Annotated in this window: 13 protein-coding genes; 5 read left to right on the forward strand and 8 right to left on the reverse strand. The window is 41.2% G+C overall.

The window, feature by feature from the left end; genetic code table 11:
- Positions 1-71 precede the first annotated feature (71 nt).
- Positions 72-470, reverse strand: a complete 399-nt coding sequence (locus BFS30_RS12910; RefSeq protein ID WP_237028749.1) for a DUF4293 domain-containing protein — start codon at positions 468-470, stop codon at positions 72-74.
- A gap of 144 nt (positions 471-614) precedes the next feature.
- On the opposite strand from BFS30_RS12910, the gene truA reads away from it, so the two are divergent.
- Positions 615-1382 (forward strand): tRNA pseudouridine(38-40) synthase TruA, encoded by a 768-nt coding sequence (gene truA, locus BFS30_RS12915; RefSeq protein ID WP_237028750.1) that lies wholly within the window; start codon positions 615-617, stop codon positions 1380-1382.
- 1 nt (position 1383) lies between these two features.
- Positions 1384-3156 (forward strand): ABC transporter ATP-binding protein, encoded by a 1773-nt coding sequence (locus BFS30_RS12920; protein ID WP_069379677.1) that lies wholly within the window; start codon positions 1384-1386, stop codon positions 3154-3156.
- Here the strand turns inward: BFS30_RS12920 and BFS30_RS12925 are convergent.
- Positions 3153-3968: a DUF6266 family protein gene (locus BFS30_RS12925; RefSeq protein WP_069379678.1), complete on the reverse strand. Its 816-nt coding sequence runs from the start codon at positions 3966-3968 to the stop codon at positions 3153-3155. The genes BFS30_RS12920 and BFS30_RS12925 overlap by 4 nt on opposite strands.
- A gap of 398 nt (positions 3969-4366) precedes the next feature.
- Between BFS30_RS12925 and BFS30_RS12930 the strand changes: the two genes are divergently transcribed.
- The 3 genes from BFS30_RS12930 (at position 4367) to BFS30_RS12940 (ending at position 6350) form a co-directional block, all read left to right on the forward strand.
- Positions 4367-4828 carry a GNAT family N-acetyltransferase gene (locus tag BFS30_RS12930; protein WP_069379679.1) on the forward strand — a complete coding sequence of 154 codons (462 nt, stop codon included), beginning with the start codon at positions 4367-4369 and terminating at the stop codon, positions 4826-4828.
- Between the two features lie 282 nt (positions 4829-5110).
- Entirely contained in the window at positions 5111-5791 is a 681-nt protein-coding gene (locus BFS30_RS12935; RefSeq protein ID WP_069382415.1) for a YiiX family permuted papain-like enzyme, read from the forward strand.
- A gap of 79 nt (positions 5792-5870) precedes the next feature.
- Complete coding sequence (locus BFS30_RS12940; RefSeq protein ID WP_069382416.1) at positions 5871-6350, forward strand: group II truncated hemoglobin; 480 nt, start codon at positions 5871-5873, stop codon at positions 6348-6350.
- A gap of 75 nt (positions 6351-6425) precedes the next feature.
- Here the strand turns inward: BFS30_RS12940 and BFS30_RS12945 are convergent, their stop codons facing one another.
- Genes BFS30_RS12945 through BFS30_RS12970 form a run of 6 tightly spaced genes read right to left on the reverse strand, consistent with a single transcriptional unit; the run spans position 6426 to position 15924 of the window.
- Positions 6426-7565 carry a TlpA disulfide reductase family protein gene (locus BFS30_RS12945; protein ID WP_069379680.1) on the reverse strand — a complete coding sequence of 380 codons (1140 nt, stop codon included), beginning with the start codon at positions 7563-7565 and terminating at the stop codon, positions 6426-6428.
- A gap of 27 nt (positions 7566-7592) precedes the next feature.
- Positions 7593-8786 carry a TlpA disulfide reductase family protein gene (locus tag BFS30_RS12950; RefSeq protein WP_069379681.1) on the reverse strand — a complete coding sequence of 398 codons (1194 nt, stop codon included), beginning with the start codon at positions 8784-8786 and terminating at the stop codon, positions 7593-7595.
- A 2-nt stretch (positions 8787-8788) separates the two neighbouring features.
- Positions 8789-10303 carry a PKD-like family lipoprotein gene (locus BFS30_RS12955; RefSeq protein WP_069379682.1) on the reverse strand — a complete coding sequence of 505 codons (1515 nt, stop codon included), beginning with the start codon at positions 10301-10303 and terminating at the stop codon, positions 8789-8791.
- Positions 10304-10309: 6 nt separating this feature from the next.
- Positions 10310-11107, reverse strand: a complete 798-nt coding sequence (locus BFS30_RS12960) for a DUF4843 domain-containing protein (RefSeq protein ID WP_167353142.1) — start codon at positions 11105-11107, stop codon at positions 10310-10312.
- Between the two features lie 10 nt (positions 11108-11117).
- Positions 11118-12527, reverse strand: coding sequence for a RagB/SusD family nutrient uptake outer membrane protein (locus tag BFS30_RS12965; protein WP_069379684.1), 1410 nt, complete (start codon positions 12525-12527; stop codon positions 11118-11120).
- Between the two features lie 19 nt (positions 12528-12546).
- Positions 12547-15924 (reverse strand): SusC/RagA family TonB-linked outer membrane protein, encoded by a 3378-nt coding sequence (locus BFS30_RS12970; RefSeq protein ID WP_069379685.1) that lies wholly within the window; start codon positions 15922-15924, stop codon positions 12547-12549.
- Positions 15925-16129 lie beyond the last annotated feature (205 nt).

A 16129-nucleotide genomic window follows, 5' to 3' on the forward strand; every position in this document is an offset into this window, starting at 1 on the left:
TTAAGCCGCAAAGATACGCTTAATATTTGGGATTTCACAGAGGCGTAACTAAATAAAAATGAGCCAATTAATTATCTGAGCCGATCTGCCGACCTCAATAATTGCTCGTCTTTACGAATGCCACGTAAGGCCAGCGCACAAAACAGAATGCCTGCAACCGGTAAAAATGCACCGATACCCGGCTTAACAGCAGCAATTCCACCCGGAAGATTTTGTGCATAATTGAAGATCCAGAAACCCAATGAAAGCATGGCAAGGATGGCCACAATGATCAGACGTTTCTGTCCGGTTCTGTTTTTAAAAGTAAATATCGTGGCCAGACACAGTAGCACTACACATACTGTATTCAGGAATAAAGGTTTAAAATAATCAGTTTTTGCGACTACACCATTTGTTTTCTGGTATAAACCGGTCGCCAAAATCCAGTATTCTGAGCCATTTGACTGGCTGCTTACAATGGGGATAAACATTAAAAGTAATATGGTCAGGCCTGCTAGCAGAAGCCAGATAGATTGCACTCTTTGTATCATATCAGTTCAATAATTTCAACAAATATATTAAAAGGCCCCTACTAACCAATCAATATCTTGATCCAAAAGATTAAATTTGTCCTATTGAAACCGAACATACAGCGATATTTTATTGAATTGTCATATAATGGCACAGATTATCATGGCTGGCAAATACAGCCAAATGCCATGACCGTGCAGGAATGCCTGGATAAGGCATTGTCCGTTTATTTTCGTCAGCCTGTGGTGACCCTGGGTTGCGGCCGGACAGATGCCGGAGTTCATGCAACACAATTCTTTGCACATTTTGATCTGGAAATTTCTGCAGAGAAACCGCTTCATGCAGAACGTTCAATTACCGGTATTAATTCTTTGTTGCCTTATCGGATTGCAGTTAAACGTGTTTTTCCGGTAGCAGCCGAGGCACATGCCCGGTTTGATGCCACAGGAAGGGCCTACCATTACCACATTCACTTTCATAAAGATCCTTTTAAACTGGATCGTTCCTGGTTGTTTAAGGGAGAGCTGGATGTGGGGACCATGAATGAAGCCGCAAAAATCATCCTCGAATACACAGATTTTTCCTGTTTCAGTAAATCCAACACCCAAACCTTTACCAATAACTGTAAGGTTACCGAAGCTTATTTTGAGGTAAAAGAAGGAAGCTTGCAATTTACCATCCGTGCCGACCGTTTTCTGAGAAATATGGTGCGGGCAATTGTAGGTACACTGGTTAGAATTGGAAAAAAAGAAATTACCTTAGTACAACTCAGAGAAATTATTGAAAGTAAAAACCGCAGTAATGCCGGACAATCCGTTCCGGCATGTGGTCTATACCTGGTGAATGTTGTTTATCCCTTTGTAAACTATTGATATGTCTAAAATAACTGGTGATGCGTTGAATGTTGGCTTATTGAAAAGAGTTTTTCAGTATGTGAAACCTTACCGCAGGATCTTTATCTGGGCAATCATACTGACCATATTATTGGCATTAATTGCACCGGTAAGGCCTTTTCTGATCCAATATACCCTGGATCATTACATCATGAAAGATCAGCATGGCGGTTTGTTAAAAATGACCGTTGTGATGCTGATCTTGCTGGTACTTCAGGCGGGTATTCAGTTTAGTCATACCCTGCTTACCAATACCCTCGGACAGTCGGCTATCCGCGATCTGAGGATCAATGTGTTTAACCACATCACTAAGCTGAGGCTAAAATATTTTGACAATACTCCGATCGGACAACTGATCACCCGCACAGTTTCCGATCTGGAAACAATTGCAGAGATTTTCTCTGAGGGATTGATTGTAATCATCGGGGATATCCTGATGGTGATTGTGATTATCGGAGTAATGGTTTACCGGGATTGGGCATTGACGCTGGTGGTATTGTTGCCGATGCCTTTGCTGATTCTGGCCACCTCAGTTTTTCAGAAAGCGATTAAATCTGCTTTTCAGGAAATCAGAACAGAGGTATCCAACCTGAATACTTATTTACAGGAACACATTTCAGGGGTTTCCATCATTCAATATTTCGCTCGTGAACAACAGGAGTATAAAAAGTTTGTCAAGATCAATGCGCGTTACAGAGATGCAAATATCAGGTCCAATTGGTACTATTCCATATTTTTTCCGGTAGTAGAGATCATTTCTGCCATGTCTTTGGGCTTGCTGGTATGGTATGGATCCAGAAGTATTCTGGCAAAACCTTTAGATGTTACTCCCGGAACAATTGCGGAATTTATTCTGTATATCGGAATGCTCTTCCGACCAATCCGGGAGCTTGCCGATAAGTTCAATACCCTCCAGATGGGAATGGTAGGAGCGGAGCGGGTGTTTAAGGTATTGGACACAAACGAAGTAACGGAAGATAAGGGGACATTTGCTCCTGAAAAGATGGCTGGTTCGATTTCATTTGATAAAGTCTGGTTTGCTTACAACGAAGAGAATTACGTGCTTAAGGATATTTCTTTTGAAGTGCAGGCAGGAAAAACGATTGCATTGGTTGGTGCTACCGGAGCAGGTAAATCTTCTACCATTAATATCCTGAACAGGTTTTACGAAATTCAGAAGGGGGAGATTAAAGTGGATGGTGTTAAAATTCAGGATTATCAGCTGAATTACCTGCGGAGCAATATTGCCACCGTTTTACAGGATGTCTTTTTGTTTTCGGATACGATCTTTAACAACGTCACTTTAAACAATCCGGATATTACCATGGAGCAGGTGGTGGACGCAGCGAAAAAAGTTGGTGCACACGAATTTATTGAAAGACTGCCTGGTGGTTATCAGTATAATGTAATGGAGCGTGGTGCCACACTTTCAGGCGGACAAGCACAGCTGATCTCTTTTATCCGGGCATTGGTCTATAATCCATCCATCCTGGTATTGGACGAGGCTACTTCTTCTGTAGATACGGAAACAGAAATGCTGATCCAGCGGGCCATAGAAAACCTGATGAAAGGCAGGACTTCCATTGTTATTGCTCACCGCTTATCCACCATCCAGAAGGCTGATAAAATATTAGTACTGGACAAAGGAGAGATCAAAGAGATGGGCACCCATCAGGAACTGTTAAAGCTTGATGGTTATTACAAAAGGCTGTATGATCTTCAATTCAATTCCGGTGGTATTGTTTCCGCTTAAGAAGGGGCAGGGTAGACACGAGTTAATTTTTTATAAACTGCCTTTTTCTGATTGCTTGTTTTTGATCCGGATTTCTCTTTTCTTTTTTTGTGCTTTTGAGGTAAATCAGCCTTTAGTTGTATATTGGTGCTGGTTTTAGCCTCCCCATCAGCTACCTTTTCCGAAGGTTTTGGCAGCACTGCCGGTATAGAACCGGCATAAACACTGTCGGAAATTTCTGTTGTATCGTCTTTGATAAAAGAGATATAGGCTTCCATTTGTTCATCCGCCAGGCTTGAATCAATACGGAGTAAATCTTTTCCTTCCGCTCTCTTTGCACCAGACAGGTGATATTGGGTAACCTTTGATTTTGAAAAAAAGACCATTACCATGGCCCGATCGTTCATGTGTTGTGAGGTCAGGTCAGCTGTATCCCAGGTAAATTCGATTCCTCCGGCAACTTTTGCGATCTGCGGTGTTTTTGCAACAGGACGGCTGCCTTTACTAACCAATATTTTTGTGTAATCTATGCTGATGTTCGGATATTCTCCCTGAAGGGCGTTTAGTTTATTGTAGGCGATGGCTTCATTGTAGGCATTTCTGTTTGTTCCTATCACTGCCAGCCGAAATCCTGACCTGATGAAATTAAGAGAGGGGCTTAAAAAACTATTAATTACCGTCATCTCCTCACAATTGGCCTTTCTGGCCGGAGTTAATGGTTTACTACTCTTGCCTATTTTTCTAACGATGTTTTCTCCGTTCAATACATAGCTGACCAGTCTGCCAACTTTTCCATGGACCGTTCCAAATGGTCCTCCTTTTAGTTTTCCCATAGCTTTGTGATTAATTCATGAATAAAAATTACTTTATTCAATATACGAAATCATTTTCATATATGATTAATTTCGTTTGCTCTTCAAATAACTTTCAATCTAGTGCCAATTGAGCTCCAATAGGTTTTCAATAGATCCTGCAGATCAATAAAGGATCAATCAACCCCCTATTGAAGATGAATTGAAGATCAATAGAAATAACAGTCAATTCACAACGAAGAGTTTATCATCTGATCGGATTTGTTTTGTCCTGACATTAAAAAGACAAGCGAAAATTGACAATAAGCAAGATAACAAATACATTTACGGCAAGTAATTTATTTAAAGCAAATATCTGTATACTGAAGATAGCAGCCGTTTTCCTGGCAGTAGCGCTTTAGATCTTAAATCAAATCATAATGAAAGATATAATTATTCGGAAGGCCACTTTTGATGATAAAAATGCACTCCTTGTTTTTGAACAGGGGGTAATTCATGCGGAAAGACCATTTAATCCCACTTTAAAAGAAAGCGATATCAATTACTATGATATTGATCAAATGATCAGCTCAGAGGACATAGAGCTTCTGGTCGCGGAATCCGGAGGTGAGCTCATCGGCTCAGGCTATGTCAGAATAGAAAATGCCAAACCTTATCTTAAATATACACGATATGCTTATTTAGGTTTTATGTACGTAGATCCTAAATATCGCGGTCTTGGTGTAAATCAGAAAATTATTGAGGGACTGAAAGCCTGGTCTGCTTCAAGAGGGCTTACTGAATTCCGCTTAGATGTGTATCAGGCAAATGAACCGGCAATCAGAGCTTACGAAAAAGCAGGTTTTACAGGGATCCTGGTACAGATGAGAATGGAAAATTAATCTACATACTTAATGCCGGTGTGGATCCGGTTTTTATGATCCGGTGTCCTCAATTGATTTACTATACCATTTCATTGGTTTCTGAGATTGACGATAACTGAACAAAGTTTAATGGCTTAACGATAAGAATAAGGAAAGTATTTTCATTTCATATTGATAAAGAAATGCAAAATAAGAATGTTCAGGGAAGAATCGTTATTTAATAAATTGAATAAAAAATGTCAATTTGCGGATGTGCTGATACGGGAAGAATTGTGTTTCTTTATAGAATTGGAAAATAAAATGAAAAGAAGAGTCAGCACCATCCTAATTTTAATCTTGTTGATTGTGATAGGAACCTATATCAGAAATGAGGTTTTTGGTCCTCCACATCAAATGAAAAAAGAAGGTAAAAAGGAGGCAAAAGATTTCAGTAAAACGGAAATCAAAAATGGCGACCTGATCTTTCAAACTTCTGTATCAGGACAAAGCAAAGCCATTCAACTGGCCACACATTCTAAATACAGTCATTGTGGAATTGTCTATAAAGAAGGAGAGGATTATTTTGTTTATGAAGCTATTGAACCCGTCCGGCTAACGCCTTTAAATCAATGGATTGCCCGTGGTTCCGCTGGTCATTTTGTGATCAAGAGATTGAAAGATTCCGAGCGCGTGTTAACGCCCTCAGTACTGGATAAAATGAAAACAGTTGGAGCACGGTTTAAAGGAAAACATTACGATCTTTATTTTGACTGGACCGATGATCGGATTTATTGCTCAGAACTCATCTGGAAAGTATATAAGGAAGCGACAGGTATTGAGCTTGGAAAACTTGAAAAGTTAAAGGATTTCGATTTGAGCAGTATAACCGTAAAGGAAAAAATGAAAGAAAGGTATGGCCGTAACATACCCATGAATGGAACGGTGATCTCGCCGGAAAGCATTTACAACAGCGATTTATTGATGACGGTAAAATTAGATTAGCGCCTCATCTTCTGGATTTCATTTTTTTTGTTATTATCTTCAATATGAAAACAATAGTAGAAGTTAATTGATGAATGTGATGAAAAACATACCAACTTTATATGAATGGGCGGGAGATATGCGGACTTTCGAGGAATTATTCCGCACTTTTTATGAAAAGGTTTTAAAAGATGATTTGCTTGGTGAAGTGTTTGAAAATATGTCACCTGAACATGTAAGTCATGTTGCCCATTTTGTAGCAGAAGTTTTTGGAGGACCTCAACTATATACTTCTGAAGATGGAGGAAGTCATGCGCAGATGGTAGGACACCATATCGGTAAAATGCTGACCGAAGAAAAACGTCAGCGATGGGTTTATCTTTTATTGCAAAGCGCAGATGAGCTGGGATTAAAGAGTGATCCTGAGTTTCGTTCTGCTTTTGTCGGCTATCTGGAATGGGGGACAAGGATTGCGGTGATCAATTCCGTAATAACGGAGAATCCGGTAAATCCTGAGGAACCGATGCCGAAATGGGGCTGGGGAGAAACAGGAGGGCCTTATATCCCAACAGAAGAATAAATGCCATCCCGGTAACAATGAAAAAGAGGCCTGCTGCTATTTATGAATAACGGCAGGCCTCTTTTATCAGGATAATTATTTAGTCAGTAATTCTTCCAGTTTCTTTTCCAAAGCTTCGCCTCTCAGGTCTTTTCCTACAATCTTTCCCTGCGGGTCAATCAGAAAGTTAGCTGGAATCCCTCTGACACCATATAGGGTAGAAGCGGCATTCTTCCATCCTTGCAAATCAGATAGCTGAGTCCAGGTCAAACCATCTTTTTCTATGGCCTGTAACCAGTCTTGCTTTTTACCCGGCTGATCTAATGAAACGCCAAGAACAGTGAAGTTTTTGTCTTTGTATGTATGGTAGGCTTTCACCACATTTGGATTTTCCTGTCTGCAGGGACCACACCATGAAGCCCAGAAATCCAGTAATACATATTTTCCTCTGAAATCTGAGAGTTTAACAGGCTTGTCATTCACATCATTCTGCGTAAAATCCATCGCAATGGCACCAACGGAAGTTGCACGGGCTTTGTCCATTAGTTTCGCGAAATCTTTTCCCGCAGTACTGTTTCTTAATCCTGCGGATAACTTATTGAAAACAGGTTCTAAGACATTAACATCCATGTCACTATCTCCGAGTTCTTTCAGTGCAGTAAGGCTAAAAAAGGAATCCGGATGCTCATTGATGTATTTATTCAGCAGGACATCTCTTTCTGCTGTTGCTTTGGTATATCTGTCTTCCAGGCTTTTTTGAAATTCCGGATTTTTACGTTGTTCCTGAGTTGCCTTTTCATATTCCGAGTTTAACACTGACATCACTTTCGTGAGGTGATTTTCATTCGCTTTATACCCCAGATATGCAGTGTTAATTTTTTGACCTGCGACTGTTCCTTTTTTGATGGAATCTGTAGAATTGATCTGGATTTTTCCCTTTTCCAGGTAAATGGTTAAGGCATCTTGTTTTCTTCTGTTTTTAATGCCGGTTCCGGTATGGTCTAAAATCAACTGTGCTCTGACCGGATCGGTTACTGTCCCTTTAAATTGAAAAGTTCCGTTCTGGAGTATCACAGAATCCAGTACATTATTTCCATTCAGGCGGTAGCTTAAATAAGCCTTCGCGGGTGCATTGAGTTGGCCAACTTTACCATTCAGCAGGTAATCATTGCTTTGGGAATAACCCAGGAAAGGTGTAGCCAGTAATGCGATGAGTGCTATTTTCATTCTTTTCATTGTTTTTTGTTTTTTATGAAGGGGGAATTATTTTGTCGGATCTAGTTTTTGTGCAATGATTTCATCCAATGCTTTTGCATTTGCGGGGGTGTTCCCGACAAATCTTTTGATGATTATTCCGTTCTGATCAATGAGTACTTTTGTTGGAAATGCATTAACGGCATAATCATTCAGAATTCCTTTAGTTTTCTCTGCTCTGTTGTCAGTATTGAGTACGTTGAGCCAGTCCATCTTGTCTTCGTCCAGGGCTGCGGTCCATTTTTTATAATCGGTTTCGGCATTTCCGGATTCATTAGACACACCCAGGATTTCAAATCCTTTCGATTTGTACTCCTGATATAAACGCTTCAGATGAGGATGTGTTTGCCGGCAGGGCATACACCAGCTACCCCAAAAGTCCAGTAATACCAATTTGCCTTTCAGGGAAGAAAGACGGTGTGCTTTTCCATTTCTGTCTTCAAGCACAAAATCCGGAGCAGTTGCTCCTACGGCTGTTTTTTTTGCCCTTTCTATGCGGGCAGCATAGGCGATTCCGTCTTTTGAGTTTTTAAAAGAAGGATTAATCTGAAGAAAGAGTGGTTCTATTTCAGCTGGGTCCAGGTTGCTTCTGGTATAGTCCTGTAACAAGTCGAATGCGATACCTGAGGCTGGATGGCGGAATAAAAAGTCCCGCTCTACAGAATCGATCTGATTCTGAATGGCATAGCTTTTCTTAATATAGCTGGCAAATGCAGCACTATCTTTTCTCTGGGAAATAGATTTTCCTTCCCGCTCATATAGTGCTTCGCTACGGCTGTAAAAAGGAGCTCTCTTTGCAGATAATTCCTGCTGATCATTTTCTGCTTCAGAACCCTGAATCACCGTTTCGCGGAGTTTGCCATCAGAGTTTGCCTGCATATTTCCACGATCAAGGTAGAATTCATGAGCGTAATCCTTCAGCAGGCGGGTAGAATTATAGTATTTTTCTACGCTGTCTGCGGCTTTCAGTTGAAGAACTGCCTTTACCGGGTAGCTTATTGCACCTTTAAAGCTGTACCTCCCATTGTTGATCAGGGTGCTGTCTGTAAACTGTTTTCCATTCTGTTTATATTTCAGATAGATCAGGTTGCTGAACGCGCGTTTACTGTCTGCTACCTTTCCTTCAATGGTAAAGGCATGGGTTTTTGATTGCGACATACCTGCTACAGGCAGAAGCATTAACATTAATAGAATATTTTTCATGGCTATCTTTTTTCTTTGTAGAACATGCTGGTGATCCGGCCGAAGCCTCCATAAACTTTGGTAGCTGTGCCCAATGAGCCTGTACCTGATACGTCGAATTCATTTACCTTTCCTTCTATGCCGTTATAAGTGGCAATGTAGATTTTATCCAATGTTCGCAAAGCCATATAAAAGTTCTCATACTCCGAGATCCTGCTTACTGCAAATTTCATATCTGTAATCTGCTCCGATGCGGGGAAAGAATGAATCAGCCTTGTCCTGTTGGATTTGTAGTCATAAGAATAAATTTTGTTCTGACTTGCAAAATAAATGTTTGGTAGTTGTGTAGACCCGGCAAAGATGGAAGCTGTTTTCATCTCAGGTGCATCAGTGATGACTTTATAGTCAGCTGCGGCTTTTTGAGTGGCTATCGGATACAATTGATAGAAATATAATTCTCCTGTATCATCTTTCATCAGCCAGTTGTAATACAGGTAATCGTTAGAGTAACCGGCATAAAAACATTTTTTCTTTACATTGTTGGGATCAAAAGCACCCGGAGCAGACATGTCTTTGCTATAAGTATTATACTCTCCGATTGCATATCCAGAATACCATAGAAAACGTCCGTTCTTTTGATCATAGCTGATCAGGCTGGTTTCAACGGGCACAGTGACTCTTCTTCCCCCATCGGTGGACGTAATAATAAAAGGAGCTAGTTCGTAATCTCCCAGAAGTGCTCCTTCAAAGATGGGCGTTTCTTCTGTCGGGAAACCAAATTGCATCTTGCCGTTAACAATTGCATAAATTGAATTGCTTCTGGAGCTTTGCTGGATGGTCTGCAGTCTTATATTTCCTGAAGGAGGAATGGCCATAAACTCAGAAAAGGGCTTGTTGATTTGATAGGTCTCAGGATTTAATTCTATCGGATTTCTGCTGTCTGATGTTAAAAAGATATTGATGGGCTTTTGAACCGCTAGTCCGCCGTCGAAATAGAATCCATCCAGCTGTCCGATGGGTTTTGGAATAAATTGACCTCCGTTGGCGCTACTAAACAGATTTCTGTAAATAGTGCCATTAAATGCAATCTGGCTAATGTCTCCACCTTGTGCTTTCTCTTCCAGGACCAGAATACCACTACTGAATCTGGAGTTCACCATCAGACGGGCTGTTTTAGTCGTGCCGATCCCCGTATTTTCATCTGTAGCTGTGAATACAAGGGTATAATTCCCTATTGGAACCTGGATTGATTTATTCAGATTTTTTTCTGCGGATAATTCTACTGCCGGGTCATAATTGTCAGAATAAACATACCAGCGGTATTTGTATTTACCATTTTGTACATTTTCCTGTTTTATGTCAGTATTGATGCGAAGGGTATCGTTGAGCAACACTTCATAGGTCTTACTGGTATCTAACCCTGTAACTGCAATTTCATTGATTGGGCGTAGGTCGTAATTTCCTTTGTCTTTGGCACAGGAGGCAAACAAAGCCGCAAGGATAATCAGGACAAAAATTAAGTTGATCTTATTTTTCATGGGTGGTTATAGTTTAGGAAATGTGACCTGATTACCATTTTCATCAAGCATAGGCCCGTTTTTCACTTCATATTCATAGAGTGCAGTGACCATTTTGGAATAGTAAATATCCATCTGACTTGAAGTAGGTGCATTTTCTCCATATCTTGCATAGGGAGGCCATACACTACGGCCCGTTACATCGATGATAAACTTGAATTTCACGGCACTATAAGCCCCAAAGAAATACTTGAACCAACTTCCCGAAAGGTCCCAGGTATCAGGTTTCAGGATCTGATCACTTAATTTGATCAGGAAAACATTGGTGTAAATATTTAATGGGTTTCCATTAGTCGTGTTAGGCGTTTTTGTGTTCGTGATCAGTTGCGGAAATTCGTTGTTTGCATCAATTTTCAGATAAATCCTGACCTGATTGTTTTTGAGGTCTGCCGTTCTTTTAAGTACAACGGGTACCCTGGCTGTATATGCTCCGGCATCTACCACCGTATTCAGAATGGTATAGTGTTGCCCGGAAATTGCAGTGGAAGTTGTTGGGTTAACAACAAGAGGAACTGTTCTGTTAACTGAGGCAGGAGCACCTGAAACCCTTACCGGAATAAAAATAGTATCCAGTAACCTGTTGTTCTCTTTTTCTGCAAAAGAGTAAGAGACACTGTCTCTGGACCCGGTCATCAATTCTTTATTTATATATATTCCCGGCAACTCCTGGTATAACAGGTCTTTCTTCTTGCAGGAAATCAAGGAAAGCAGCAGGCATAACATCAGCGTATGAGGCGCTTTATATTTTATAGTTCTTATTTTCATGATTTTTGCATTAACGGTTACCAAATTCGATTTCATCATCCGGAAGGGGGAAGGTATAAGTCAGGTTGCTCATCGCTACAGTAGAGCGGGGTATACTTGGTCTCTCCAGTCGTTTATAGAAAAAGAAAAGCTGGCCTTCTGCATAAAACTCCTTGATATACTCTTTCTCAATTTCAGCCATTCTTCTGTTTTCATCGAGAGTGATATTCAGGTTTTCGAGGCCACGCTGAGTCCTTATTTTATTGATCAGTTGTAGTGCCTGATTTAAATCCGGGCTTGCCTCTGCAGCGATATAATACATCTCCGAAAGGCGAATTAAGGGAACTTGCCTGGCAATCTCTAAATTGGTAAGCCCGTCCTGCCAGTACTTCGTGGTATAAGATACATTTGTATAAGTTCGGATATTGTACAGGTAGCGGTAATCTGTAGTTCCCCCCTGTTGTATTTCATATAAGTTGTTTATCGTACCCGTGGTTTGATGTAGCGTACTTGTCTGATAGCTGGAAACCCCTTCCAGTTTGAACCGGCGGTCAACGAAGTCTTTTAGCAAAGGAACCTGTAATGCAAAAATATGTTCAGTAGAAAAAGTACGGTCCTGATTCGAGCTTTGATTGAATGTACTTCTGTTTACAAATGGGAATTTCTCTGAACTGATTACCTCATTTGCATATTGAGCAGCTTTGATTTTATCTCCTTTGTACAGATATATCCTGGCTTTAAGTGCTTTTACCGCCCAGTAGTTAAAATGATTTCTGGTATAGCTGATAAAGCGGTCGTCATTTCCGTAATTCACCTCTTTGTTTACCGAGAGCAGTACTTCGGCTTCATCAAGGTCTGTCAGGCAGGCATCAATTACGGTATTGGTAGTGCTCAATGGAGTGACCGTTTTACCAAAGGTTTTGATGTAGGGTATGGCTGCAGTATTTCCTCCGGTGGCCGGCATCGGGCCAAACATCCGAAGTAAATCAAAGTGCAGAAAGGCCCTTAAACCAAGGGCTTCACCTTTTACAATATTGTAGTGATGCTTAAAAAGAACCGATTTCGAACTTTCTACATGCCCCAGAATGTTGTTTACACCAGCAATTGCAGTATACATTTTGGACCAGATCACTTTAATGGTGTCTTTTACTGCAGGAGCATTATAATTGTATTTGGCATGCTCTAAAAATGGATTTCCGGTGAGAGAAGTCCGATAGTCCTGTCCCATTGCACTTAAAGTGGTCATGGTCAGGTTATCTGAATATAGTCCGCGCCCCATTTTTACGTAACTTCCTAATAAGGCTTGATTAAAGCCGGCTTCCGAGCTGAAAAACTCGTTCTGCTGAACCTGGGTTCCGGGACTTACATCGAGCCATTTTTTGCAGGAATATAGTCCTGTGATCAGGATCAGTACCAATAATAAATAGGTAATTCTTTTCATGATGTAATAGTTAAAGCGGTTAAAAAATGCTTGTGGATAAGTTTAGGGTATAGCTCTGGGCAAATGGATAGTCCAGTCCCCGTTCTCTTTTGATCGTTGATAAACGAAATGGAGTTGCCATGTAAAACTCTATTCTGGTATTCGAGAGGCTGGCTTTCTTTAGCCATCTGCTGCGTTCCGGGAACTGATAGGTAAAAGATATTCTGGAGGCCTCCAATGTATATTCTTTTTGTACAAACCTGGAGGTTGCCAGCGTAGTCTCTGCAACCGGACTGTTTCCTGTGTTTCCGATAATACCTTTAAAGAAGGTTCGGTCGCCGGGATTTCTCCACCTTTCGGTTGCAATTCTGCGGTCTACATTATAGGTAATATTGGCATTCTCTATCCGGTCTACCAGGGTCTGGTTGTATAAGTCCGCACCAAGACGGTAGGTCATATAAATATTAAAACCAAATCCTTTATAATCTATCCCTGTACTCAGTGTTCCGGTAACCTTTGGATTGGTATCACCCACTGCTACTTTATCCAGCGAATTCCATACATAAGTCGCATTTCCAAATCTATCCAGAAAGAGTTCCTGCCCGTTTGCCGGATCAATTCCCAGGCTCCTCACCGCAAAAATCCTGGTCAGGGATTCCCCTTCCTGATAATAGCTCTTAGGTTTGTTCCGGTTTGGATTGCTGATGTCCTGATCGTCTTTATTTGATTTTTCATTTAGCTTCTTTAAAGCATTGGAAATCTTACCAATGGTATTTTTGTTGCCATATGCAGACAGACCAACCCTCCAGAATAACTGTTCCCTGGGTTTTTGCAGGATGGCGTAATTTAAACTGGCCTGCCATCCTATGTTCTTCAAAGATCCCACGTTCTCTTTATAGTTGTCAAAGCCTAAAGAGGGTGGGGTATTGATATCCAGGATGAGCCCGTCAGTAGTGTTGTGATAAAAATCGGCAGAAAATGCGAGCCTGTTGTTCAGGAAGGTCGCATCCATACCTACACCTTTCTTAAAGCTTTTCTGCCATCCCAGTGCTGCATTCCCATATCCCATCAGGAATGCACTTAACTGATCCAGGTAAAATTCCTGGTTAAAATAATCGTAAGTGGTAAGGGCCATGTAAGGAGGGAAATTCTGATCCCCGGTTGTGCCTACTGATCCCCTGATTTTAAGAAAACTGATCCATTTCAGCTGATTGATAAATTCTTCACGATGCAAATTCCACCCCATTCCTAAAGACCAGAAAGGGGCGAGTTGTTTGTCTTTTCCGAATTGCGAAGATGCATCTGCACTGGCTGAAAAATCCAGAAGATATTTGTTATCGTAGGCATAACTCATATTCAAACGGCCGCTGATGAGCCTCGTGATACCCTGATTACCAATTGGTTTGTTTGTGGAAGGGTCGAATTTACTGCCGAAAATCAAATCTGCCACCTTTTCATTCGGAAATCCAACAACGGTTACTGTAGATTCGTCTAGTTTTCCTTCATTAACGTTGACATTTCCGGTCACGAAAAATAGATTTTTGTTCCAGCTTTTACGAATGTCAAAACCCAGATTGGCATCAATCAATGTACTTGTTCCATTACTTTTTCTGTAGCTGCCACGTTCTGTCAGGAGTTTGTTCTCAAATATGGTATTGCTGGAAGAAAGATATTTGTCTGCCGAGGTGGTATTGTGAGTATAACTCATCCCACCAACAATGCGGATCCAGGGTTGAAGTGACCATTCGAACTTGAAGTTGTTCGTAAAACCAAGCTGACGGTTAAAATCTTTGCTGGGTAAAGAGGCATTATATAGAGGATTGCTATAATAGTTATATAAGGGACCTCCACCGACATTTCTTCTTCCCTGTCCCAGAAACTTTACCAGTTGTCCATCCTGATCATAAGGTGACCAGTATTGATTTAACCTGGAGTAATCGGAGAAACTGCCATACGGGCTATTCGTTGCTTTTACGTTGTTAATGGAAAGGTCATTTCCAAATAGAAGTTTAGGTGTCCGGTAACTTAAAGTAAGCCCTCCACTGATTTTTTCCCTGCCGGATTTTTTCATCACTGCCTGGTCATTCTGGCTGTTTAAATTGATGCCGTAACGCACTACAGGGTCGCCGCCTTCGAGATATAGAGAGTGACTGTTTCCGTAGGCCGTTCTTAAGGGTTGAGACAACCAATAGGTATCCACACCTCTGGTTACATCTTTCAGGCGTTCATTGTATTCCTGGTCTCTTAGTATCTGCAAAAAGGGCGAATTTCCAGGTTCATTGTAAAAGCCGACTTCTTTCTCAAAGTTTAGTTTCTCCTTTGCATTCAAGAGGTCATAACTGGTCAGATCCGGGCTGGTCATGGTCACACCACCACGATAGGAGACGCGGACACTACCTTCTTTAGGTTGCCTGGTATCAACGATAATTACACCGTTGCTGGCCCTGGAGCCATAAATTGAAGTAGCTGCGGCATCTTTTAAAACGGTAATGCGTTCTACTCTGTTCATATCCAGGTCGAAGATGCGTTGCAATGGAACCTGAAACCCATCGAGTATGAATAATGGTGAATTGGGTTTGTCGCCATAGGCATTTCTCAGGGCAGTATTCGAGGTAGATTGAGGAAAGTTATTCTGTCCTCTGAGTTCAATATCCGGTAATCGGTTGGGATCAGATCCCAGATTGATGTTCTCCGGAAGCTGTACCGAAGGATCAAGAATGCTGATCGCAGCCAATATATTTTGTGAGGAAACACGTTTTAACTCCTCTGCAGTAATGGTTTTTGCTGAACCGGTGAAATTTTCTACCGGTCTTTTATAAACTCCTGTTCTGACGACGAACTCCTTCAAGGAATTGTTTTGAGTGGCCATTCTGACCGTAATCTTCCTTGTTTTTTCGTCTATTTTAATATCCCTGGAATCGTAACCCACATAGTTAATTCTTAGCGATTTAACCGTTTCGGGAATGTTGATGGAAAATTTTCCCTCCTTATTGGTATAGGTTTTTATGGTGGAGCCGAGCGCAAGGACTGTTGCGTTGGCGAGGGGAATTTCTCCGTCTTCTGAAACAACGGTCCCTTCAATGGTCCTTAACTGTTGCTGCATTTCAGCCCATCCTCTGGTAGCCGGAATTGGTTTAATGATGATGGTTCTTTCTTCGATAGCATAGCTGAGCTGCTGATCGGCCAGGCATAATTTCATGACCTCGGTGATCGTGGCTTTTTTTACGTTAATGCTGACTGGATTTGCTGCTCTGATCAGTCTGGTATCTCCAAAAAAATCGTATCCGGTTTGTGCACTTATTTTTTTCAGAACGGATTCAAGAGAAGTATTTCTTTCGTTTAGGGTAACAGTTTGCGCGGTGGTTGACGCGCTGATCTGCATGATCGCGAGGAAAATTATGAGTGTGGTGAGTTTCATAATAAGCAGAAGTTGTCTAGGTATATAAAAGCCCGGTTTAGGCCTATACAGATGGTGAAAATTCATACATTTGTTCGGGTTTAGCTGACATATTCCTCCTGTTCGCAGATGGAATCGGACGTCAGGATTTCTTGATTAAAAAAGTTTAAGCGCTTGTTCGACAGGTGAATCCAATGTTTATACCGGAAGTGTGTCGAGCACTTTC

It is taken from the genome of Pedobacter steynii (genome assembly GCF_001721645.1).
GTDB classification, from domain to species: domain Bacteria; phylum Bacteroidota; class Bacteroidia; order Sphingobacteriales; family Sphingobacteriaceae; genus Pedobacter; species Pedobacter steynii_A.